This is a genomic window from Pseudomonas sp. LBUM1653 (assembly GCF_059716115.1).
The window spans coordinates 6,013,527-6,036,291 of record NZ_CP166803.1; the positions used below are offsets into that span (position 1 = coordinate 6,013,527).

Genomic DNA, 22,765 nt, shown 5'->3' on the forward strand with positions numbered 1-22,765 from the left:
ATCAGCACAAGGGGCTGCGTTCAGAAGTTAAAGTGATTTATTAAGAGTAAGATTTTTTTGATATTACGAAAGTGATAATGAGGACGATTGAGAAAGGAGGGAAATTGCCATCATCGAAACCCCTGCTCAATGATTTAAGCAGAGGGGAGAAAAAAGGTGGAGAGTCGATCTGTAAGCCGGGTTCTGTCTTGAACAGTCATTCGTCTACGATGGCCATCACTGGACATCTTTAGCAACCTACCCGGTCCCAGCGCGGGCCACGCCTTGGGACCCTATTTGGTCTTGCTCCAAGTGGGGTTTACCTAGCCACGAACTGTTGCCAGACGTGCGGTGCGCTCTTACCGCACCTTTTCACCCTTACCGGCGCCGAAGCGCTTAGGCGGTTATTTTCTGTGGCACTTTCCGTAGGCTCACGCCTCCCAGGCATTACCTGGCACTTCGCCCTATGGAGCCCGGACTTTCCTCCCCCCCCTAATTTTCATAGAGGGCAGCGACTGTCCGATCGACTCTCCGCCGCGAAGGTTAACGGCAGAGCGGCCGAAGAACAAGTGATAAACGCCTCCAGCCACGCCAGCGCGTCGGGTTTTTACTCGGCTTTCTGTTTATCCAGCGCAACCTGATAGAGAACATTCTTGCGTTCGCCGGTAATTTGCGCGGCCAACGCTGCGGCACGCTTGAGCGGCATCTCTTCGAGCAACAGGTCGAGGATCCGCATCGCTTCACTGCTGACAGTGCCTTCCTCCTCGGGAGCCGTCCATCCCGCCACCAACACCACACACTCGCCACGCTGCTGGTTACTGTCCGACTCGACGAACTCGCGCAACTCGGCGAGCGGCAAGCCCTTGAGCGTTTCGAACGTCTTGGTCAGTTCCCGCGCCAGCAATGCAGGGCGCTCGGCGCCGAACACCTGCTCCATGTCCTGCAGGCATTCGAGGATACGGTGCGGCGCCTCGTAGAAAATCAGCGTGCGCGGTTCCTCTTTGATGAGCTCCAGACGCGCACGCCGCCCCACCGCCTTGGCCGGCAGGAAGCCTTCGAAGATGAAACGGTCCGACGGCAAACCCGCCGCCGACAGGGCCGCAATCAACGCACAAGCCCCCGGCACCGGCACCACATTGATGCCCGCCGCACGCGCCTGACGGACCAGGTGATAGCCCGGATCAGAAATCAGCGGCGTGCCGGCATCGGAAATCAACGCGACATCGTCACCCGCAAGCAAGCGGGTAATAAAGCGGCTACCTTCATCGCGCTCGTTGTGTTCATGACAGGCAGCCAGGGGCGTAGGAATGCCGAAATGCTGCATCAGGCGCTGGGAATGACGGGTGTCCTCGGCGGCAATCAAGGCGACCTCACGCAGAATCTTCAGCGCCCGGGCACTGATATCGTCCAGGTTGCCGATGGGCGTCGCCACCACATATAGCGAGCCAGCAGCGGAATTCAAAGCACCTGGAGCAGTCAAAGCGCACACCTCATGATCGATAAAACGGCCATTGTAGCGCGTAGCGACGCTCGCGATACGGGCAAGCAGCACACGCTTTTGCAGCCTTTTGTGCCGCACAGCAACATTTACACCAGCTAAATTGGCTGATTCACACCAGCAACATCGCGCCCCGGCCAGTGCTTGGGTACAATTCCACGCTAATTTGATCGAGTATCAGGAACACTACATGATCGCTTGCCTGCGGCTGTTCTCTGCCCTATGCCTCGCTGCCTTGCTGGCGGCTTGCGCCAGCTCGCCCTCCTCCAGCCTTGGCGAACTTCCACGGACCCCGGATGCCAGCATCGAGCAACTGCTCGAAAAGGCCGCCCAAAGCAAAACGCCTGAAGACGCGGCGCTGCTGCGCCTGAGCGCAGCCGACCTGGCCTATCGCCAGGGCAATGCCGGCCAGTCCGCGCAGATCCTGCAACAGGTTCCCGTGGAAACACTCAAGCCGGGCCAGCAGATCTTCGCCAACACCCTGGCGGCCGAGCTGGCCATGACACGCAATCAACCGAAAGCCGCGCTGACTGCCTTGAGCCATCCAAGCCTGCAGCGCCTCGGTGAAATGCCGGAAGAGCAACAAGTCCGCACCGGCACCGTTCACGCCCGCGCCCTTGAAGCCGATGGCCAGACCCTCGCCGCTGCGCGGGAACGCATCTTCATCGCCCCCATGCTCAGCGGTGAAGCGGCCAGCAAGAACCACGAGGCGATCTGGGTCCTGATCGCTTCGCTGCCGACCGATCAATTGCAGCCGACCACCACCGACGATCTTGGCGGCTGGATGGCCCTGGCGCTGGCGGTGAAATCTGCCGGCACCCTCGAACAGCAGCAGGCGGCGATCGACAACTGGCGCGCCCAGAACCCGAAACACCCGGCCGCCATCCAGCTGCCGCTGCCACTGACCAACCTCAAGGACCTGGCCAGCCAGCCCCTGAGCAAAATTGCCCTGCTCCTGCCGCAGGACGGCCCGCTGGCGTCGGTCGGCAAGGCATTGCGCGAAGGCTTCATGGCCGCCCACTACCAGGCGCAACAAGCCGGGCAGAAACCTCCAGCCATCGAGTTCTACGACAGCTCGCGCCTGACCTCGCTCGACGAGTTCTATAGCAAGGCCCAGGCCGATGGCGTGCAACTGGTCGTAGGCCCGCTGGAAAAACCACTGGTCAAACAGCTCAGCGCCCGCCCACAACTGCCGATCACCACACTGGCACTGAACTACAGCGAAGGCGCACAAGGTCCAGCCCAGCTGTTCCAGTTCGGCCTGGCCGCTGAAGACGAAGCTCGCGAAGTCTCCCGCCGCGCTCGCGCCGACGGCCTGCATCGCGCCGCCATCATGGTGCCCAAAGGCGAATGGGGCGACCGCGTACTCAAGGCGTTCAGCCAGGACTGGCAAGCCAATGGCGGCAGCATCGTCGCCACCGAGCGTGTTGACCAGCCGGTACAACTGGCCCAGCAGATTGCCGACATGTTCCAGCTACGCCAAAGTGAAGGTCGCGCCAAGAGCCTGCAAACCACAGTTGGCTCGCAGGTAGCCGCCCAGCCGTCGCGCCGCCAGGACATCGAGTTCATTTTCCTCGCCGCAACGCCACAACAGGCGCAGCAGATCAAGCCGACCCTGAACTTCCAGTACGCCGGTGACGTTCCGGTCTACGCCACGTCCCACGTCTTCAGCGCCAGCGGCGACGTCAACCAGTACAACGACATGAATGGCGTGCGCTTCTGTGAAACCCCATGGTTGCTGGACGCCAATGACCCGCTGCGTCGCCAGGTAACCGCGCAATGGCCGCAAGCGGCCGGCAGCCTGGGTCGCCTGTACGCCATGGGCGTGGATGCCTATCGCCTGGCACCACGCCTGGGCCAGCTCAAGGCCCTGCCGGATAGCCGTATCGAAGGCCAATCGGGCAGCCTGAGCATGACCCAGAACCAGCGAGTGGTGCGTGAGTTGCCATGGGCGGAGTTCGTCAATGGCCAGGTTCAACGCCTGCCGAACACCCCACGCTAATGCCTGAAAGGTCACGCCAGCAATGCGGTAAAGATGCCGAGCGCCATGCGCTCGAGCATCTTCAGCAACACGGCCTGCAGCTACTGGCGCAGAACTGGTTGTGCAAACGCGGCGAGCTTGATCTGGTCATGCTAGATAGCGATACAGTAGTATTCGTTGAAGTTCGCTACAGAAAAAACACTCAATGGGGTGGCGCGCTCGATAGCATCGATGAGCGCAAACGGCAAAAACTGATTTTTGCCGCACAGTATTTTCTTCAGCGAGAGTCGCGCTGGGCCAATTCCCCTTGCCGCTTCGACGTAGTCGCGATCGACAGCGACCTCGATCAGTTGAACTGGTTGCAAAATGCCTTCGACAGCTGATTGCCTGCGCCCCGAACCGGGCACTACCACTCAACACTTTTGCTCTTTGCTTTGCGGGCTGCACATTCACGTGCCGGACAGCCGCGCTCATTAAGGTCACACAGATGGACATGCAATCCCGAATTCGCCAGCTTTTCCAGGCCAGTATCGACACCAAGCAACAGGCGATGGAAGTACTTGCACCGCACATCGAGCAAGCCAGCCAGGTGATGGTCAACGCCTTGCTCAACGAAGGAAAGATGCTTTCCTGCGGCAACGGTGGTTCTGCTGGCGACGCTCAGCACTTTTCGTCCGAACTGCTCAACCGCTTCGAGCGCGAACGCCCGAGCCTGCCCGCCATTGCGCTGACCACGGACAGCTCGACGATCACCTCGATCGCCAACGACTACAGCTACAACGAAATCTTCTCCAAACAGATCCGCGCACTCGGCCAGCCGGGCGATGTACTGCTGGCAATTTCCACCAGCGGCAACTCGGCAAACATAATTCAAGCGATCCAGGCCGCACATGATCGCGAAATGATTGTCGTAGCATTGACCGGTCGCGATGGCGGCGGCATGGCGTCGCTGCTTTTGCCCGAGGACGTCGAGATTCGCGTACCGGCCAACGTCACCGCACGTATCCAGGAAGTCCACCTGCTGGCGATCCACTGCCTTTGCGACTTGATCGACAGCCAACTGTTCGGGAGTGAAGAATGACCCCTAATCGCCTCGGCCTACTGGCCCTGACCCTGTGCCTCGGCATCAGCGGCTGCACCTCGGTGGTTAATGCCAGCCGTGAAGCACCGATTGAAGATGACCGCGGCACCCGCACTTTCGGCAGCAAGATCGACGATTCATTGATCGACACCAAGGTCGGAGTCAACATCGCCAAGGCCGATCCGGCCCTGGACAACGACTCGCACATTGTCGTCACCAGCTTCAACGGCGTCGTGCTGCTCGCCGGGCAAACCCCGCGCGCCGACCTCAAGGCCAAGGCCGAACAAGCCGCTGCTGCCGTTCAGCGGGTGAAGACGGTCCACAACGAACTTCAGGTCCTGCCACCCTCCGGTTTCCTTGCCCGCCAGAACGACACCTGGCTGACCTCCAAGATCAAGACCCAGATGCTCACCGACCCGAACATCCCCGGCTCGCGCATCAAGGTTGTCACCGAGAATGGCATCGTTTACCTGCTGGGCTTGCTGACCAAGCAGGAAGCCGCTCAGGCGACGAGCCTGGTGCAAGGGGTTTCCGGGGTGCAGAAGATTGTGAAGCTGTTTGAGTACATCGACTGATCCTCCTCGGCGATCGCGATTCTGAAATCGCCACCGCCTTGTAGGAGCCAGGCTTGCCGGCGAAGGCGCCCTTAAGATCGCCATCGCTCTGTAGGAGCCAGGCTTGCCGGCGAAGGTGGCCGAAAGACTGGCGCAATGTTCAAAGACGCCTTCGCCGGCAAGCCTGGCTCCTACAGAAATAAAAAAGGGCGATCCTTGCGGATCGCCCTTTTTTATTTCACCACCTTCAAGCTCGGCCGGCCGCTTGGCCGCGGTGGCTCGCTGTCCGGAGGCGGAATATCATCATCCGGCTCGATCTCTTCCTCGTCCTCCATGGGCGACTCCAGATCGAACACCATGCCCTGGCCATTCTCCCGGGCGTAGATGCCCAGGATCGATGCGATAGGCACGTACAGGGTATGCGGCACCCCACCAAAGCGGCCTTCGAAGCTCACTGCCTCGTTGTCCATGTGCAAATGACGCACGGCCTGTGGCGATACGTTCAGGACGATTTGGCCATCACTGGCAAAACCTTGCGGCACCTGCACCGAGGGATACTCGGAATTGACCAGCATGTGCGGGGTGCAATCGTTATCAACAATCCACTCGTAGAGCGCACGGACCAGATAAGGTCGACTGGAGTTCATAGCGGCTCCTTAAGCCTTAGCGCATGTCGCGTTCGACACCAGACAGACTCGCCTGGAAAGCCTCACGCGCAAACTGGCGCTCCATGTAATCAAGCAGCGGCTTGGCTGGCCGCGGCAGTTCTATACCCAGAATCGGCAATCGCCAGAGTATTGGCAATAGGCAGCAATCCACCAGGCTTTGTTCCTCACTGAGGAAAAACGGCTTGTCGGCAAACAGCGGCGACACGCCTGTCAGGCTCTCGCGCAGCTCTTTACGCGCCACGGCACGCGCCGCTTCCTTGGTCCGCGAATCCAGGATCAGATCCACCAGACCACACCAGTCACGCTGAATACGATGAATCAGCAAACGACTGTTGGCACGCGCCACCGGATAGACCGGCAACAGCGGCGGATGTGGGTAACGCTCATCCAGATATTCCATCACCACCGTAGACTCCCACAACGCCAGGTCACGATCGACCAGCGTCGGCAAGCTGCCGTAAGGGTTCACTTCGATCAGTTTAGGCGGCTGGCGACCAGCCTCCACGTAAATGATCTCGGCGCTGACACCCTTCTCTGCCAGTACGATTCGCACTCGGTGGGAATAGTGGTCGGCGGGGTCGGAGTAACAGGCCAACCGATTGGTCACGCCCATGGCGATCCTCCTCGCTTGTTGAAATTATCGGAAGCGGAAAAACGAGCGCGCCCAGAGGGCGCCTCCCGTAACGCCTGGCTCACCAGGCTCGTTACCCCTTCAGAGGCGCCCTTGGGCGCGCGCGATTAACAGCAATTGCTTGAAGCTTTATCAGTGCACATCTTTCCAGTATTCGCGCTTGAGCAAGTAAGCGAATACGAAGAAGAACGCCAGGTACAGCAATACGTACGTACCGATGCGCTGATGTTGCAGCTTAACCGGGTTAGCCGAGTAAGCCAGGAAGGTTACCAGATTCTTGACCTTCTCATCGAACTGCTCTTCGGTCAGGGCACCACTCTTCGGCACGATGGTCAGCTGATCGCACGCTTCATGAGTCAGCGCCGTACCGGTCAGCGGATCATATTGCTTCTTGCCGTCCTCGACGATTTGAACCTGCTTGCAACCGACGACCTGACGACCTTGCAGGCCGACCAGCACGTTGGGCATGCCCACGTTCGGGAAGACCTTGTTGTTCACACCCCATGGGCGCGACGGATCTTCATAGAACGACTTCAGGTAACCGTAGAGCCAATCGGTGCCACGTACACGAGCGACCAAGGTCAGGTCAGGCGGCGCCGCACCGAACCAGGTCTTGGCGTCAGCTGGCTGCATGCCGATGTTCATGTGATCGCCGATCTTGGCACCGGTGAACACCAGCTTGTCGAGCATCAACTCATGTGGAATACCGAGGTCATCGGCAACACGCTCATAACGCTGGAACTTGGCGCTGTGGCAGCCCATGCAATAGTTGGCGAACGTACGCGCGCCATCCTGCATCGCAGCCTTGTCGGAAACGTCGATGTCGACTTTTTCCAGCTCGGGACCACCGTGTTCAGCCGCAAAGGACAACACCGGCAGGGCAGCAAGAATCAGTACCGCAAATAGTTTTTTCATCAGCCAGTCACCCTTTCCGGAACCGGTTTGGTCTTCTCGAGCCTGGTGTAGAACGGCATCAGAATGAAGTAGGCGAAGTACAGGAAGGTACATACCTGCGACAGCAACGTACGGCCTGGAGTCGGAGCCAGAACACCCAACACGCCCAGGATCACGAACGAAATGCAGAACACCCAGAGCCAGATCTTGCTCATCCAACCCTTGTAGCGCATCGACTTGACCGGGCTACGGTCCAGCCATGGCAGGACGAACAGCACGGCAATGGCCGCACCCATGGCGATCACACCCAGGAGCTTGTCCGGAACCGCGCGCAAGATCGCGTAGAAAGGCGTGAAGTACCAGACCGGAGCGATGTGCTCTGGGGTCTTGAAGGCGTTCGCCACTTCAAAGTTCGGCTTCTCGAGGAAGTAGCCACCCATTTCCGGGAAGAAGAACACGATCGAACAGAAGATGAACAGGAACACCACCACGCCGACGATATCTTTCACGGTGTAGTACGGGTGGAAGGCAATGCCGTCCAGCGGTACGCCGTTTTCGTCTTTGTATTTCTTGATGTCCACACCGTCCGGGTTGTTCGAACCGACTTCGTGCAGCGCCAGGACGTGCAGCACCACCAGGCCGAGAATCACGATGGGCAGCGCCACCACATGCAAGGCAAAGAAGCGGTTCAGGGTGATGCCGGAGATCAGGTAGTCACCACGAATCCACTGGGTCAGGTCGTTTCCGATGACCGGGATCGCACCGAACAACGAGATGATCACCTGGGCGCCCCAGTAGGACATCTGACCCCACGGCAGCAGGTAACCCATGAAGGCTTCAGCCATCAGCGCCAGATAGATCAGCATGCCGAAGACCCACACCAGCTCACGCGGCTTCTGGTACGAACCGTAGAGCAAACCACGGAACATGTGCAGATAGACCACGACGAAGAACGCCGAAGCGCCGGTGGAGTGCAGCAGGCGCAGGATCGAGCCGTACTCGACGTCGCGCATGATGTACTCGACGGAAGCGAAGGCTTCTTCCGCCGACGGGGTGTAGCTCATGGTCAGCCAGACACCGGTGACGATCTGGTTGACCAGAACGAGCAGCGCCAGGGAGCCAAAGAAATAGAAGAAGTTGAAGTTCTTCGGGGCGTAGTACTTGCTGAGATGGTCTTCCCACATTTTGGTCGCGGGAAAGCGCGCATCAACCCAATCCATGAACTTGCTCATCACGCTTTCTCCGTATCGACGCCAACGACGATGATGTCATCGGTCTCATAGGAATGCGGGGGAACTGGCAGGTTCAAAGGCGCAGGTTGCGACTTGTAGACGCGGCCAGCCAGGTCGTAGTGGGAGCCGTGGCAAGGGCAGAAATAGCCACCTACCCAGTCCTTGCCCAAGTCTGCGGGCGCGACTTCGGGACGGAAGGTCGGCGAGCAACCCAGGTGCGTGCAGATGCCGATCAGCAGCAAAACTTCAGGCTTGATCGACCGCGTTTCGGGGTCGACATAGGTCGGTTGTGTCGAGTTCTTGGAGGTCGGGTCAGAGAGCTGGCCCTCGATCTTTTTCAGATTCCCCAGGATTTCCTCGGTACGGCGGACGATGAACACCGGCTGGCCGCGCCACTCAGCAATCATCTGCTGGCCTGGCTCGATCTTGCTGACATTCACTTTCACCGGTGCACCTGCGGCTTTCGCCTTGGCACTGGGAAACCATGACCCCACGAACGGGACCGCAGCCCCCACCGCTCCTGCAGCACCCACCACGGATGTGGCTGCTACCAAGAAGCGACGCCGGCCTGCATTCACGCCGTCATTGCTCATTCAGTCCTCTCCCATCAGCTTTGTGGCCTGTTAAATCAGGCATCTACTAAGTAAAACTCTGTACTTATAAAAATTTTGCCGAATGGTAATGAAAAGCCCCAATTCTGACAAGGTAATTACCCCAGGGCACCATTGCCAAGCCTTGTAGTATAGGGGCTCTGCTGATGTGGCAAGTTGTCACAGCGCAATTCTTTGAGAAATCGCACGCACAAAAAAACGCCCAGATCCGTGAGGAAACTGGGCGTTCTTTTTTGAACGTGGAAGCGAATTAACGCTTCGAGTACTGCGGACGCTTACGCGCTTTACGCAGACCAACTTTCTTACGTTCAACTTCACGTGCATCGCGGGTTACGAAGCCGGCTTTACGCAGAGCGCTGCGCAGAGTTTCGTCGTAGTCCATCAGAGCGCGGGTGATGCCGTGGCGGATTGCGCCAGCTTGACCACTCACACCACCGCCGATCACGGTGACGTAGATGTCGAACTTCTCGACAGTCTCAGTCAATTCCAGCGGCTGACGAACTACCATGCGGGCAGTTTCGCGGCCGAAGAAATTATCCAGCGAACGGTTGTTGATGGAGATGTTACCAGTACCCGGACGCAGGAAAACGCGTGCGGTTGCGGTCTTGCGACGGCCAGTGCCGTAATTTTGAGTCGCCGACATAATGTACTATTCCGTTAAAACTTCAGTTCTTGGGGCTGCTGAGCAGTATGTGGGTGTGCAGCGCCCGCATAGACTTTCAGCTTACGGTACATGTCGCGACCCAGCGGGTTCTTAGGCAGCATGCCTTTGACCGCGGTCTCGATCACGCGCTCAGGGGCCTTGGCGATCAGCTTTTCAAAGTTGATCGACTTGATGCCGCCCGGGAAACCGGAGTGGGAGTAGTACATTTTGTCAGTGGTTTTAGCACCGGTAACACGGATCTGCTCGGCGTTGATTACGACGATGTAGTCGCCGGTGTCAACGTGAGGAGTGTACTCAGGCTTGTGCTTGCCACGCAGACGGCTCGCGATTTCGGTGGCCAGACGACCCAGGGTCTGACCAGCAGCGTCGACGACAAACCAGTCGCGCTTTACTGTTTCCGGTTTAGCAGTAAAAGTTTTCATTCTTTATAGCCTCAGGGGCCGCCCTGTAAATTAGACGGCGGATCTTACTGAATAGTGCGTACTTTGACAAGTCAAAGGCAGCCGGATACAGACGCTTTCGGGGGCTCGGGTCGGCGCGTCCGTTCAACGGCAAGATTCTTCGGCGGCGGCGCATCACTTCCACTGCAGAAAGAGGTGCGCAATTATGCAGATTGCGAAAAATAATTCAACCTGCTTTTATGATTGTTTTGCCCAGGGAGCACCCGATGGACTATCGCCAGCTAGGCCGAACCAACCTGAACGTCAGTGCAATCTGCCTCGGAACCATGACCTGGGGCGAGCAAAATAGCGAGGCAGACGCCTTCGCCCAGATCGAGCGAGCCAAGGGCGCCGGGATCAACTTCATCGACACCGCTGAAATGTACCCGGTACCGCCCAAGGCCGAAACCTACGCCACCACCGAACGCTACATCGGCAATTACTTCAAAAGCCGCGGCGACCGCAGCGACTGGATCCTCGCCAGCAAGATCGCCGGCCCCGGCAACACCATCGACTACATCCGCGACAAAAACCTGCGGCACAATCGCCAGCACATCACTGAGGCCGTGGATGCCAGCCTCCAGCGCCTACAGACCGACTACATCGACCTGTACCAGTTGCACTGGCCGGAGCGCAGCACCAATTTCTTCGGCCAACTGGGCTACAAGCACCAGACCGAAGCCAACCTGACGCCACTGGAGGACACCCTCGAAGCGCTGGACGAACAGGTCAGGGCCGGCAAGATCCGCCACATCGGCCTGTCCAACGAAACGCCTTGGGGCACCATGCGCTTCCTGGCCCTGGCTGAGGCCCGCGGCTGGCCGCGCGCGGCGTCGATCCAGAACCCGTACAACCTGCTCAACCGCAGCTTCGAGGTCGGCCTGGCGGAAATCGCCATTCGCGAACAGTGCGGCCTGCTCGCCTATTCGCCGCTGGCGTTCGGTTTCCTGTCAGGCAAGTACGAAGGTGGGGCGCGTCCGCCAAAAGGTCGCCTGAGCCTCTACAGCCGCTTCAGCCGCTATTTCAACCCGCAGTCGGAAGCGGCATGCAGCCGTTACGTCGCACTGGCCCGCGAGCACGGCCTGGACCCGGCGCAAATGGCCCTGGCATTCGTCACGCAACAGCCGTTCGTGACCAGCAACATCATTGGCGCCACGACCCTGGAGCAACTGGATAGCAACATTGCCAGTTTTGATCTGAAACTCTCGGATGAAGTCCTGGAAGGGATCGAGGCGATTCACAAGGATCATCCGAATCCTGCCCCGTAGTTTGTGCCGATCGTTCCCACGCTCTGCGTGGGAATGCAGCCCGGGACGCTCCGCGTCCCTTTCTGAAGCTGGAACGCGGAGCGTCCCTTGAGGCATTCCCACGCAGAGCGTGGGAACGATCAACACTGCATTACAGTGACCGTGCAATGATCTCCTTCATGATCTCGTTCGTCCCCGCATAGATCCGCTGCACCCGCGCATCCGCCCACGCCCGGGCAATCGGGTATTCCCACATGAAACCGTAGCCGCCATGCAACTGCACGCACTCGTCGAGCACCTTGCATTGCAGGTCCGTGCCCCAATACTTCGACATCGCCGCCGTCGGCACGTCGAGCTTGCCTTGCAGGTGCAACTCCAGGCAGCGGTCGACAAAGACCCGGCCAATCTGGATCTCGGTCGCCATCTCGGCGAGTTTGAAACGGGTGTTCTGGAAGTCAGCAATCGCCTTGCCGAAGGCCTTGCGCTCGCGGGTGTATTCCAGGGTCCATTGCAACGCCGCTTCGGCTGAAGCCAGACCGCCGATGGCCACCGTGAGGCGCTCCTGCGGCAATTCTTGCATCAGATACGCGAACCCCATCCCTGCCTGGCCCAGCAGGTTTTCCTTGGGTACTCGAACGTCCTGAAAGAACAGCTCCGAAGTGTCTTGGGCTTTCATACCGACCTTTTCCAGACGCTTGCCCTTGTCGAAGCCCGGCGTATTGGCCTCGACCAAAAACAGACTGGTGCCCTTCGCGCCCGCCTTCGGATCGGTCTTGGCGACGACGATCACCAGGTCTGCGAGAAAACCGTTGGTGATGAAGGTCTTCGAGCCGTTGATCACATACTCGTCGCCATCGAGCACTGCGGTGGTCTTCACCCCTTGCAGGTCGGAACCGGCACCGGGCTCGGTCATGGCAATGGCACTGACCATCTCGCCAGACACCAGTTTCGGCAGGTATTTGTGTTTCAGCATTTCACTGCCGTAATGCAGGATGTAGGGCGCAACGATGTCCGAATGCAGGGAAAAACCAATACCGGTCAGCCCCAGGCGTCCCACCTCTTCGATGACCACCGCGCTGTACAGAAAGTCCGCCCCCAACCCGCCGTACTGTTCCGGCAGATGCGAGCACAACATCCCCGCCTCCCCTGCCTTGTTCCAGAGCTGTCGATCGATATAGCCCTGTTTTTCCCATTGCCCATGGAACGGCACCGCCTCTTTTTCGAGGAACGTTCGCACGCTGTCGCGAAAAAGTTCGTGCTCGGAACTGAACAAGGTTCTGGGAATCATGCGGCACCTTATCTTTGTTTTTAGAAGGAATAGACCTTCAGAGACTATGCCTCGCGTCCGATACAGGACACTGGACACATCCGACAAAAAATAAGACGATCCAGCCGTCTGGTGACCACTTTCCCCTATAAGAATAAAGTTGAATTATGTCTAACCAAGCCTCCACGCCCTTGCGGCGCGTCAGCATCCTGGCCATTGACCGGGTTTTCGCTTCCACCCTCATGCAGGCCAAGGATTTCTTCCACCTCGCCAGCCTGCGCTACGGAAAACAACTGGGCCAAGGCCTGACTCCAGCGTTCGAAACCCGACTGGTCAGTCCCGACGGCAAGCCGGTGAACACCTTCAGCGACGTGATGATCCCGGTGGATGGCGGCCTGGAAAATGCCGACATCATCGTCATTCCCGCGTTCTGGGACGATTTCGAAACTTTGAGCAAACGTTATCCACAGGTCCTGACCTGGCTGCGCCAGCAACATGCGCGCGGCGCCGTACTTTGTGGAGAGGCCACCGGCGTGTTCTGGCTCGCCGAAGCCGGCCTGCTCGATGGCAAGGAGGCGACCACCTACTGGCGCTTCTTCAATGCCTTTGCGGAACGCTTCCCCAAGGTCCAACTCAATCAGGACAAGCACCTGACCGACGCCGACAACCTGTATTGCGCGGGCGGCACCACTTCGGCATGCGATCTGTACATCTACCTGATCGAGCGCTTCTGCGGCGCCAACATCTCCCAGGCCGTGGCGCGAGACATCCTCTATGAAGTGCAACGCAGCTATTCGCCAGGAAGAATCGGCTTCGGCGGACAAAAGCTGCACCAGGACGTGATCATCCTGCAGATCCAGCACTGGCTCGAAGAACACTTCGCCGACAAATTCCGCTTCGAAGACGTCGCCCGCGGACACGGCATGAGCATCCGCAACTTCATGCGCCGCTTCCAGACCGCTACCGGTGACAAGCCACTGCACTACCTGCAGAGACTGCGCATCGAAACCGCCAAAGGCCTGCTTTCCGGCAGCCGCAAGAGCATCAAGACCATCAGTTACGAAGTCGGCTACGACGATGCGAGCTTCTTTGCACGATTGTTCCGCCAGCATACGGAGTTGTCGCCGAACCAGTATCGGCAGCAGTTTCAGCAGGCTGCGTAATTTCTGAAAACACCCCACTCCAAGGTGGGAGCGAGCCTGCTCGCGAATTTGGTTTTACATTCAACAATACTGTTGGCTGATACACCGCTTTCGCGAGCAGGCTCGCTCCCACAGGGGATTGTGGTGAATTCTGGACATAAAAAAGGGCCAGCAATTGCAGGCCCTTTTTTGTATGCCGAATCTGTTAAGGCTTGTGCGCCCGGGACAAGAATTCGTGTGACTGCATTTCCAGCAGGCGGCTGAGGGTTCGCTGGAACTCGAAGTTCAGGCGACCGCCGGTGTAGAGATCCTTGAGTTCGACTTCGGCAGAAATGATCAGTTTTACGTTGCGATCGTAGAACTCGTCGACCATGTTGATGAAGCGTCGGGCGATGTCGTCGGTGGTGACGCTCATCTGCTCGACACCGCTGAGCAACACGGCGTGGAAGATCTTGCCCAGTTCGATGTAGTCGTTCTGGCTGCGCGGGCCGTCGCAGAGTTCGCGGAAGTCAAACCAGGCCACGTCGTCGCACGTACGCACGGAACGAATTTCGCGGTTCTCGATCATCAGCACGTCGTTCTCGATCGCTGCTGTGCATTCCGGCGTCAGCGCGCGGAAGCTTTTGCGCAGGCTTTCGTGGGAAGCTTCGTCGAGCGGGAAGTGGAACAGTTCCGCTTGTTCGAGGTGACGCAGGCGATAGTCGACGCCGCTGTCGACGTTGACGATCTCGGTGTTCTGCTTGATCAGCGCGATGGCCGGCAGGAAGCGCGCGCGTTGCAGGCCGTCCTTGTACAGGCCGTCCGGCACGATGTTCGACGTTGCAACCAGGGTCACTCCGTTCTTGAACAGCTCTTCCATCAAGGTGCCGAGGATCATGGCGTCGGTGATGTCGGAGACGAAGAATTCATCGAAGCAGATCACCCGGGCTTCGGTGGCGAAGCGCTTGGCGATGATGGTCAGCGGGTTTTTCTCGCCGCCCAGGGTCTTCATCTCTTCGTGCACGCGCTTCATGAAGCGGTGGAAGTGAGTACGGGTCTTTTCCTTGAACGGCAGCGCTTCGAAGAAGGTGTCGACCAGGTAAGTCTTGCCGCGACCCACGCCGCCCCAGAAGTACAGGCCCTTGACCGGTGCCTGTTCCTTCTTGCCAAACAGTTTGCCCAGCAGGCCCGGCTTGTTCTGCTCGGCCGCGACCAGATCGTCGTACAGGCGTTGCAGATGACGCACGGCAGTTTCCTGCGCGGCATCATGGAAGAATTCAGGGCGCTTCAGATCAGCTTGATATCGTTCTAGGGGCGTCATAATTCGTTAGCAAGGCAACAAAAACGGGCCGTCACTGTAGCGATGGCCCGTGGGAATGGCAATCAGCCCTTGGTCGGGCCGAGCCGTTTATTCCTGAACTGGCGTCAGGGCGATCCGCAATGCTTTGATCGCAGCATCGCGCGCAGCACTGTCAGCGAACGCCGGGCTGTCGCCCACGCACTGTCCTTCAAGCCAGACGCTGAAGCTCAGGTCTTCGTTGCGCACGTCCAATGGCTGGCCCGATTGCAGTTGCTTGGTCACCTGACCTGCGGTTTTACCGTCGGCGAAGTTGCGCGACAGGAGCAATTGCTCGCCATCGGCCGCCAGCAAACGGAAGCGGAAACTGCCGTCGTCTTCACGAAAGCTGACAAAACGCGCAGCCTTCGCGGCTTTCTTCTTGGTGGTCGCTGCCACTTGAGTCTGGGCAACGAACGAACGCAAACCTACCGCTTCGCGCAACTCGTTGAGGAAAGGGGTCGCGACTGTCCGCGCCTTTTTCGCACCGTGCTGCAGAATGTCTTCAAGATCCGCCGGGCGCTCGATCAGTTGGTTGTAACGCTCGCGGGACTCGCCCAATTCGCTGTCCAGCAGCTGGAACAGGCGGTTCTTCGCCTCGCCCCAACCCAGGCCCTGCAGCAGATCGCTGCGGAATTCGTCAGCTTGCGCCGGGGTGGCGAACGCCTGGAACAGGGTGAACAGGTGCGAATTGTCCGGATCTTTTGCCTCACCCGGTGCACGGGAGTCGGTGACGATTCGAGAAATCGCGTCCTTCATTTCTTTGGCGCTGCTGAACAACGGAATGGTGTTGTCGTAGCTCTTCGACATCTTCCGACCGTCGAGGCCTGGCAGCGTGGCCACGCTTTCCTCGATCAACGCCTCGGGCATGGTGAAGAATTCCTTGCCCTGGCCGAACAGGTGGTTGAAGCGCTGGCCGATGTCCCGGGCCATTTCCACGTGCTGGATCTGGTCGCGGCCGACCGGCACCTTGTGCGCGTTGAACATCAGGATGTCCGCGGCCATCAGCACCGGGTAGCTGTACAGGCCCATGGTGATGCCGGCGTCCGGGTCTTCACCGGTCTCGACGTTCTTGTCCACCGAGGCCTTGTAGGCATGGGCGCGATTGAGCAGGCCCTTGGCGGCGACGCAGGTCAGCAGCCAGGTCAGCTCGGGGATTTCCGGGATGTCGGACTGACGGTAGAAGGTCACGCGGTCCACATCCAGGCCACCGGCCAGCCAGGTCGCGGCGATTTCCAGGCGCGAGCGCTGGATGCGCAGCGGGTCATCGCACTTGATCAGGGCGTGGTAGTCGGCCAGGAAATAGAACGAATCGGCATTGCTGTCACGGCTGGCAAGGATCGCCGGGCGGATGGCGCCGGCGTAGTTGCCCAGGTGCGGCGTGCCGGTGGTGGTGATGCCGGTGAGGATACGGGTACGAGTCGTCATGGGTAATCGCTTGTCAGACTGCAATCAATTCGAGAGACGCGGCAGAATCAGATCCTTGAGATCGGTCAGCTTGCCATGAAAAAAGTGTCCGCATTCTGCCACTTTCAGCAGCTCATGGGGACGTTCGAGCTTGTCGGACCATTGGTAAACCAGCTGCGGATCGATCACTTCGTCGGTTTCCGGCTGGATCAGGGTCAATTCGCCATGTTGTGGCAGTTGATCCTGAGCACCCAGGCGCATGACCGCCGGTGCGACCATGAACAGATGCTTGATCTGTTCACCCTGCGCTTCCAGGCGTCCGCCGAGACTTGCTGCAACAAAACCGCCGAAGGAAAAACCGAACAGGGTCAGCGGCAATTCCGGGTGTTTGGCGCGAAACCATTCGGCCACGGCTTGGGCATCGTCGACTTCGCCGGTGCCCATGTCGTGGGTGCCTTCGCTGGCACCGACGCCCCGGTAATTGAAGCGCAGGGTGATCAAACCGGCATCGCGCGCGGTGCGCTGCAAGGTCGAGACCACTTTGTTGAGCATGGTGCCGCCCTGTACAGGATTCGGATGACAGATCAGCGCCAGACCGCGCGGCTGCTCGTTGTCCAGGCTCTTGTTTTCCAGAAGCAGGGCTTCCAATTGGCCGACCGGGCCATCAATGACTACAGGGGTTTCACGCATAAGCAAGGAAGGAACTCCGTGACCTCGAATCGGGTCGACTCGTCTAGCAAATTGTCTGTAGCTGTCTATTGCGAGTGAATCGCGGTATACAGCGCAGGTTCGAGCCGTTAACGTAAAGCAAAGCCGTTTATAGAGGAAGGACTCGTGGAACACTCGCTCTTAGTTTGGTTGTTGCCGACTCTTGCCCTGGTTGTGGGTGTCGCCATTGGATTCCTGATCGCTCGCCTTGCGCCGAATGCCGCGCCTAGCAGCACGCAACGTCAGCTGGACGATATTCAGGAACGTTTCGACAGTTATCAGAACGAGGTGGTGACCCACTTCAACAGCACTGCGACACTGGTCAAGAAACTGACTGCGAGCTATCAGGAAGTGCAGGATCATCTCGCCGAGGGTGCCAACCGCCTGGCCCTGGACGAGCAGACCCGCCAACGCCTGCTGGCCTCCCTGCACGCCGATGCGACGCAGACCCCACGGGAACGCCTGACGCCGCCGCGCAATCAGGAACCGCCGCGCGACTACGCACCAAAAGCCCCGAACGCACCGGGCATGCTCGATGAGCATTACGGCCTGAAGAAGTAATCAGGTTTCAGGTGTGAAAAAGCCCTCGGACACGTGAATGTTCGGGGGCTTTTTTGTTTCTGAATGCCTCTTTGCCTGTGCCGGCCCCTTCGCGAGCAGGCTCGCTCCCACAGGGGAATGCGTTTCAAAGGTGGGAGGAACCGCCGCGCGACTACGCACCGAAAGCCCCGAACGCGCCGGGCATGCTCGATGAGCATTACGGCCTGAAGAAGTAATCAGGTTTCAGGTGTAAAAAAGCCCTCGGACACGTGAATGTTCGAGGGCTTTTTTGTTTCTGAATGCCTCGCTGCCTGTAATGACCCCTACGCGAGCAGGCTCGCTCCCACAGGGGAATGCGTTTCAAAGGTGGGAGCGAGCCTGCTCGCGAAGGGGCCGGAACTGGCAACACAAAAAAACCGCCCGGTCTGTTGAGGATCGGGCGGTTTTTTTATGCCTGGGGTTCAGTCAGGCGATCAAGGGTACTGCTGAACGTTGCCTTATTGCTGACCACCATACTGCTGGCCTGGAATCGCTTTCAGGTTCACCTCTACCCGGCGGTTCTGCGCGCGACCATTGGTGTCGGCGTTGCTGGCGACCGGGTTATCCGGGCCGGCGCCACGGGCGCTCAGGTTGGTACCGCTTACGCCTTGCGAGGTCAGGTAAGTCGCCACGCTCTGGGCGCGACGCTGGGACAGGTCCATGTTGTGCTGGCGGGCGCCGGTGCTGTCGGTGTAGCCGACGATTTCGATCTGGTTCTGGTTGAACTCTTTCAGCGAGCCAGCCAGGTTGTTCAGCGGCTGGTAGAAGCTCGAAGCGATGTTCGCCGAATCGGTAGCGAACGTGATGTTGCCCGGCATGATCAGCTTGATCTGATCGCCTTCACGCTGCACTTCGACACCGGTGTTGGCCATGCTGGCACGCAGCTTTTTCTCCTGCTGGTCGGCGTAGTAGCCGTAACCGGCGGCGGAAGCACCCACTACGGCAGCACCGATCAGCGCGCCCTTGCCACGGTTGTCATGGTTGATGGCAGCACCGGCTACTGCTCCGGCCAGAGCCCCGAGACCACCGTATTTCGCGGTCTTGCTCATGCCCGTGGAGCCGCTATCGGCCTGGCCCTGGTTGTCGTAAGCGTTGGGCGATGCGCAACCGGCCAACAATGCCACGGCAGTAGCGACAATAATCAAACGAGGCGTGGTGAACATGAAGAGCTCCTACTTTTTTGCATTCTGAGGTGCAACGGACTTAAGCATCGGACCTTTGCGGGCGTTGGATCATTTCCGGCGGTAAAAATTCCGCGCGTTACAATTCACGCGCGAACAAAAGGGTTCTCGCGCATTTCATCACCCAAGCGGGTGTCCGGACCATGCCCGGCCACGACCGTCGCCTCTTCGTCGAGGGTATACAAACGCTGCTTGATCGAACGCACGATGGTCGCCTGGTCGCCGCCCCACAAATCCGTGCGCCCTACCCCGCGCCGGAACAAGGTGTCCCCGGCAATCAACAGCTTCGCCTCGGAAAACCAGAAGCTCATGGAGCCTGGTGTATGACCCGGTGTGTGCAACGCCACGCCACAGCCACACGCCAGCTCTTCATCGTCGGCCAACCAGCGGTCCGGCGACGGTACCGGCGTGTAGGGCACACCGAACATCTGGCATTGCATCTCGAGGTTGTCCCAAAGAAATTGATCTTCCTTGTGCAAATGCAGGGTGGCGCCGGTTTTTTCCTTCAACTGGCCGGAGGCCAGGAAGTGATCGAGGTGCGCGTGGGTGTGAATGATGCTGACCACCTTCAGGCCCAGGGCATCGAGCCGCGCGAGGATCAGTTCGTGATTGCCGCCCGGGTCGACCACGATGGCTTTTTTCGTGATCGGATCGCCGATGATCGTGCAGTTGCATTGCAAAGGGCCGACGGGGAAGGTTTCGCGGATCAGCGCAGGTTTGGCAGCGTCCATGGATGTTCCTGGAAAAAAATGGATGGCCTATTCTGGCACAGGCGTGCCCGATTGCGGGACGTGAGGGGCGCCTGACGCTACACCAACACCCCCAACTCCTTCGCCCGCGCCACCGCCTGTGTACGCCGCTCTACCCCCAGCTTGCTGTTGATATGGCTGGCGTGGGTCTTGACCGTGTGCAGGGAAATGAACAGCTGGTCGCTGATTTCCTGATTCGAGCAGCCTTGGGCAATCAGCCGCAGGACGGCCATTTCCCGGGTGCTGAGTTGTTCCGACGCGGGGATGGGCTCCAGCACCGGGCGAGAGGTCACGGCTGGAAGTTTTTCTGCAAGGTCCTGGGACACCGGGGTCGGCGTACAGAGTTGAAGTTGTCCACGCAGCCAGTCCGGATGCTCGGCCAACAGCCCGTCGAACGGTTGCAACACGCCCCCGGCTGCGGCGTCCAATGCCTGAACCAGCGCCTTGCGGGCCTCGGGTTCGCGTCCGCTGCCCAGCAACAGCGAAACCTTTTGCGTCAGCGCCATTGCACTGAGCATCTGTCGACCGGTTTGCTGACCATGTTCGAGCAGCGTATTCAAACGCCCTTCGGCCAGCATTGGCTGGTTCTGAATGACCTCCAGCAGCGCTTGCTGCAGTTCGATATGCAGCGGCAGTTGCGGATGGAATTCCGGTGGTGCGGCCGGCTGCTCGCCGTTGTAGGTCTGCCCCAATCGCGTCAACCAGGCTTGCGCCAGATCGGTGCGCCCCTGGGCCAGCCAGAGCTCGCATTTGACCAGGGTAATCATTGCCAGGTAGTAGATCGGCGGCACGTCCCAGATGTGCATCAGCCGTTCGGCTTCGGCGAGTTCGGCAAAGGCCTTGGCGAATTCACCGCTGCTGCCTTCAAGCCGGGCGATCACGCAATGGCCGATCAGGACGCTGATGTCGCGACAGGCGCGGGCCTCGCTCAAGCCGGCCTGCAAGCGCAGCCGCGCCGCTTGTGGTTGCAGGCGTACGGCCAACAGAAAGCCCTCGTACAACGTCAGTCGGGCGCGTACGGCATAGAGCCGCTGCGCCGACAGCCCCTGCAAGCGTTGCAGCCCTTGTCGGACTTCATCCAGCGAGCGCAGAACTTCGCCCCGTGCCTGCAATACTCGAGCGCGGTCGTAGTGGGCCAATGCCTCGAACAGCGGGTTGCCAACCCGTTGCGCCAGCTCCAGGGAGTCGCGATTCAATTCCCTGGCGCGCCACATGTCGCCATCGGCAATCGCCAGGTTGGACAGGGTCGAGAGGCACATCAATCGCTGGCCATAGCGCTTGCATGGAAGGCTCTCCAGCGCTTCGGTGCAATAACGTATCGTCAGTTCGCGGTTACCGCGCCCGCGCGCGATGATCCCGCTCAGTGCCAGCCATTGCGCCAGCATCGACTTTTGCGCGGTGGCCGACGGCGCCGGCAGAAAGCGGCTCAGGTGGCTGGCCAGTTCCTCGGCGGCGTCCAGCTGGCAGGCCAGCCCCAACGCCCAGCTATAGAGCACAATCAGGCGAGGCGTGCTGATCAGCAGGCTATCGGGCAAGTCCATTTTCCAGCGCAGCAACATGCCGACGTTCTGTTCGGCCAGCAGTTGTTCTTCGGAAAGGTTTTGTACCAGGTTTGCCGCAACGTCCAGGTGCCCGGCCCGCAACGCCTGCTCTACCGCCTCATCGAGCAGGCCCTGGGCATTGAACCAGCGACAGGCGCGCAGGTGCAGGCTGGCGGCCGGCACCATCGATTGCGCGCCAGGCCGGGTGCGCAGCAGATCGGAAAACAGATGGTGATAGCGATACCAGTGGCCGTGCTCGTCCAGCGGCACCAGGAACACCTGATGGGCAGCCAGAAAGCGCAGGATTTCGGCGCTGTCATGGGCGTCGCGAACGGCGTCGCAAAGTTCGCTGCAAAAGCGTTCCTGGTGGGCGGTGTCATAGAGAAAGGCTTGTACCTCGGCGGGCAGGCAATCAATCACCTCTTCGAGCAGGTAATCGCGGATCAGCCCTTCCCCGCCGTGAAGCGCCTGGGGCAATGCCCCCTGGGTGCCTGCCTCGGAGGCGGCCAGCAACCAGAAGCGCAACCCGGCAACCCAGCCTTCGCTGCGCTGGATCAGATTTTCCAGCGCCTCGCCACGCAAGGAACTGCTGTGCCGATCGAGCAGGCTCAAGGCTTCATCGTGGGTCAGGCGCAAATCCTGCTCATGCAACTCCAGCAGCTGGCGCGACAGGCGCAACCGCGCCAGGTGCCAGTCTGGACGCTGTCGACTGGTGACCATCACCAGCAAGCCATCGGGAAGGTGATTGAGGAAAAACTGCAGGCAGCGATCGAGCACCGGCCCCTGGGCCAGATGATAGTCATCGAGCACCAGCAATAGGGGGGTCGCTGTCGACAGGTGCACGGCCAGTTCGTCGAGTAGCCCGTCCAGCCATTCTTCGAAGGCAAACGGCTGATGCCGCTGGCGCATCTTCAACAACCCGAGGGACTGCCTGCCCAGTTGCGGAAAAAAATCCTGCAGGCCTTCGAGCAATCGCTCGAGGAATCGACCAGGGTCACTGTCTCGCGGGCTCAACCCCAGCCAGAGACTGCGCCAGTGGGCCGGCAGTGCCTGACAGAACTCCACCGCCAACGAACTCTTGCCGAACCCGGCCGGTGCGCTGACCAGCAACAGCCTGCCACCGAGACCGGCGCTCAAGCGCTCGCACAGGCGTGGGCGCAACACATGGCCGTCGGGCAATGGCGGTCGGAAAAAGCGCCCGTCCAGCGCGGCGACAGCGACGCTTGCAGGACCGGGTGGTGGGGACAGATCAGTCATGGCCGGCTCTTGTTTGTGTTGCGGGTGGCGGCGTTGCAGATGTCCGCAGACTAGCGGTAAACGAGGAGGGAATGAAGGTTATTGCTACAAATGGCTACAAAAAGTCTATGAATCAAGGTAGCAGCAGAAATGGATCGTG

At 59.4% G+C, this 22,765-nt stretch carries 22 protein-coding genes and 1 other RNA gene; 7 read left to right on the top strand and 16 right to left on the bottom strand.

Annotation, left to right across the window (positions count from 1 at the left end; genetic code table 11):
- Positions 1–156: 156 nt before the first annotated feature.
- Positions 157–510: RNase P RNA component class A (rnpB, locus tag ACA054_RS27060), an RNA gene on the bottom strand.
- Between the two features lie 76 nt (positions 511–586).
- On the bottom strand, positions 587–1,459 hold the full coding sequence (gene rsmI, locus ACA054_RS27065) for a 16S rRNA (cytidine(1402)-2'-O)-methyltransferase (RefSeq protein WP_497686953.1): 873 nt from the start codon (positions 1,457–1,459) through the stop codon (positions 587–589).
- 208 nt (positions 1,460–1,667) lie between these two features.
- On the opposite strand from rsmI, the gene ACA054_RS27070 reads away from it, so the two are divergent.
- The 4 genes from ACA054_RS27070 (at position 1,668) to ACA054_RS27085 (ending at position 5,114) form a co-directional block, all read left to right on the top strand.
- Complete coding sequence (locus tag ACA054_RS27070; RefSeq protein ID WP_497686954.1) at positions 1,668–3,479, top strand: penicillin-binding protein activator; 1,812 nt, start codon at positions 1,668–1,670, stop codon at positions 3,477–3,479.
- Complete coding sequence (locus ACA054_RS27075; RefSeq protein WP_497690381.1) at positions 3,479–3,841, top strand: YraN family protein; 363 nt, start codon at positions 3,479–3,481, stop codon at positions 3,839–3,841. Before ACA054_RS27070 ends, ACA054_RS27075 begins: the two co-directional genes overlap by 1 nt.
- A gap of 104 nt (positions 3,842–3,945) precedes the next feature.
- The gene (locus tag ACA054_RS27080) at positions 3,946–4,539 is read left to right on the top strand and encodes a phosphoheptose isomerase (protein ID WP_007972584.1); all 594 of its coding nucleotides are present in this window, start codon (positions 3,946–3,948) and stop codon (positions 4,537–4,539) included.
- Positions 4,536–5,114 (top strand): BON domain-containing protein, encoded by a 579-nt coding sequence (locus ACA054_RS27085; RefSeq protein WP_150702954.1) that lies wholly within the window; start codon positions 4,536–4,538, stop codon positions 5,112–5,114. The genes ACA054_RS27080 and ACA054_RS27085 overlap by 4 nt, the downstream gene beginning before the upstream one ends.
- Positions 5,115–5,326: 212 nt before the next feature.
- On the opposite strand, the gene ACA054_RS27090 is transcribed toward ACA054_RS27085, so the two are convergent.
- The 7 genes from ACA054_RS27090 to rplM all read right to left on the bottom strand — a co-directional run bounded on the left by ACA054_RS27090 (position 5,327) and on the right by rplM (position 10,215).
- Entirely contained in the window at positions 5,327–5,740 is a 414-nt protein-coding gene (locus ACA054_RS27090; RefSeq protein ID WP_007943725.1) for a ClpXP protease specificity-enhancing factor, read from the bottom strand.
- A gap of 16 nt (positions 5,741–5,756) precedes the next feature.
- Positions 5,757–6,374, bottom strand: a complete 618-nt coding sequence (locus ACA054_RS27095) for a glutathione S-transferase N-terminal domain-containing protein (RefSeq protein ID WP_007972581.1) — start codon at positions 6,372–6,374, stop codon at positions 5,757–5,759.
- 150 nt (positions 6,375–6,524) lie between these two features.
- Positions 6,525–7,307 (bottom strand): cytochrome c1, encoded by a 783-nt coding sequence (locus ACA054_RS27100; protein ID WP_497686955.1) that lies wholly within the window; start codon positions 7,305–7,307, stop codon positions 6,525–6,527.
- Entirely contained in the window at positions 7,307–8,518 is a 1,212-nt protein-coding gene (locus ACA054_RS27105; protein WP_497636509.1) for a cytochrome b, read from the bottom strand. The genes ACA054_RS27100 and ACA054_RS27105 overlap by 1 nt, the downstream gene beginning before the upstream one ends.
- Positions 8,518–9,111 carry a ubiquinol-cytochrome c reductase iron-sulfur subunit gene (gene petA / locus ACA054_RS27110; RefSeq protein ID WP_008060255.1) on the bottom strand — a complete coding sequence of 198 codons (594 nt, stop codon included), beginning with the start codon at positions 9,109–9,111 and terminating at the stop codon, positions 8,518–8,520. Before petA ends, ACA054_RS27105 begins: the two co-directional genes overlap by 1 nt.
- Positions 9,112–9,379: 268 nt before the next feature.
- The gene (gene rpsI / locus ACA054_RS27115; protein WP_003228056.1) at positions 9,380–9,772 is read right to left on the bottom strand and encodes a 30S ribosomal protein S9; all 393 of its coding nucleotides are present in this window, start codon (positions 9,770–9,772) and stop codon (positions 9,380–9,382) included.
- A gap of 14 nt (positions 9,773–9,786) precedes the next feature.
- Entirely contained in the window at positions 9,787–10,215 is a 429-nt protein-coding gene (gene rplM, locus ACA054_RS27120) for a 50S ribosomal protein L13 (RefSeq protein WP_007917032.1), read from the bottom strand.
- A gap of 245 nt (positions 10,216–10,460) precedes the next feature.
- Here rplM and ACA054_RS27125 point away from each other — a divergent pair, with 245 nt between their 5' ends.
- On the top strand, positions 10,461–11,501 hold the full coding sequence (locus ACA054_RS27125) for an NADP(H)-dependent aldo-keto reductase (RefSeq protein ID WP_497686956.1): 1,041 nt from the start codon (positions 10,461–10,463) through the stop codon (positions 11,499–11,501).
- 130 nt (positions 11,502–11,631) lie between these two features.
- On the opposite strand, the gene ACA054_RS27130 is transcribed toward ACA054_RS27125, so the two are convergent.
- Positions 11,632–12,768, bottom strand: coding sequence for an acyl-CoA dehydrogenase family protein (locus tag ACA054_RS27130; RefSeq protein WP_497686957.1), 1,137 nt, complete (start codon positions 12,766–12,768; stop codon positions 11,632–11,634).
- A gap of 221 nt (positions 12,769–12,989) precedes the next feature.
- On the opposite strand from ACA054_RS27130, the gene ACA054_RS27135 reads away from it, so the two are divergent.
- A complete protein-coding gene (locus tag ACA054_RS27135; protein WP_497690382.1) occupies positions 12,990–13,910 on the top strand; it encodes a GlxA family transcriptional regulator in 921 nt (306 codons plus the stop codon).
- Between the two features lie 184 nt (positions 13,911–14,094).
- Here ACA054_RS27135 and zapE read toward each other — a convergent pair whose 3' ends face one another.
- From zapE to ACA054_RS27150, 3 genes are all read right to left on the bottom strand, one after another.
- On the bottom strand, positions 14,095–15,189 hold the full coding sequence (zapE, locus tag ACA054_RS27140; RefSeq protein WP_497686958.1) for a cell division protein ZapE: 1,095 nt from the start codon (positions 15,187–15,189) through the stop codon (positions 14,095–14,097).
- A gap of 87 nt (positions 15,190–15,276) precedes the next feature.
- The gene (locus ACA054_RS27145; protein ID WP_497686959.1) at positions 15,277–16,632 is read right to left on the bottom strand and encodes a tryptophan--tRNA ligase; all 1,356 of its coding nucleotides are present in this window, start codon (positions 16,630–16,632) and stop codon (positions 15,277–15,279) included.
- 24 nt (positions 16,633–16,656) lie between these two features.
- The gene (locus ACA054_RS27150; RefSeq protein WP_497686960.1) at positions 16,657–17,301 is read right to left on the bottom strand and encodes an alpha/beta hydrolase; all 645 of its coding nucleotides are present in this window, start codon (positions 17,299–17,301) and stop codon (positions 16,657–16,659) included.
- 144 nt (positions 17,302–17,445) lie between these two features.
- Between ACA054_RS27150 and ACA054_RS27155 the strand changes: the two genes are divergently transcribed.
- Positions 17,446–17,880 carry a Z-ring associated ZapG family protein gene (locus ACA054_RS27155; RefSeq protein WP_497686961.1) on the top strand — a complete coding sequence of 145 codons (435 nt, stop codon included), beginning with the start codon at positions 17,446–17,448 and terminating at the stop codon, positions 17,878–17,880.
- 476 nt (positions 17,881–18,356) lie between these two features.
- Here the strand turns inward: ACA054_RS27155 and ACA054_RS27160 are convergent, their stop codons facing one another.
- The 3 genes from ACA054_RS27160 to ACA054_RS27170 all read right to left on the bottom strand — a co-directional run bounded on the left by ACA054_RS27160 (position 18,357) and on the right by ACA054_RS27170 (position 22,626).
- Entirely contained in the window at positions 18,357–19,061 is a 705-nt protein-coding gene (locus ACA054_RS27160) for a YiaD family glycine zipper/OmpA-like lipoprotein (RefSeq protein ID WP_497686962.1), read from the bottom strand.
- A gap of 104 nt (positions 19,062–19,165) precedes the next feature.
- Positions 19,166–19,810 (bottom strand): MBL fold metallo-hydrolase, encoded by a 645-nt coding sequence (locus ACA054_RS27165; RefSeq protein WP_008060243.1) that lies wholly within the window; start codon positions 19,808–19,810, stop codon positions 19,166–19,168.
- A gap of 77 nt (positions 19,811–19,887) precedes the next feature.
- Entirely contained in the window at positions 19,888–22,626 is a 2,739-nt protein-coding gene (locus ACA054_RS27170) for a winged helix-turn-helix domain-containing protein (protein WP_497686963.1), read from the bottom strand.
- Positions 22,627–22,765: the final 139 nt, after the last annotated feature.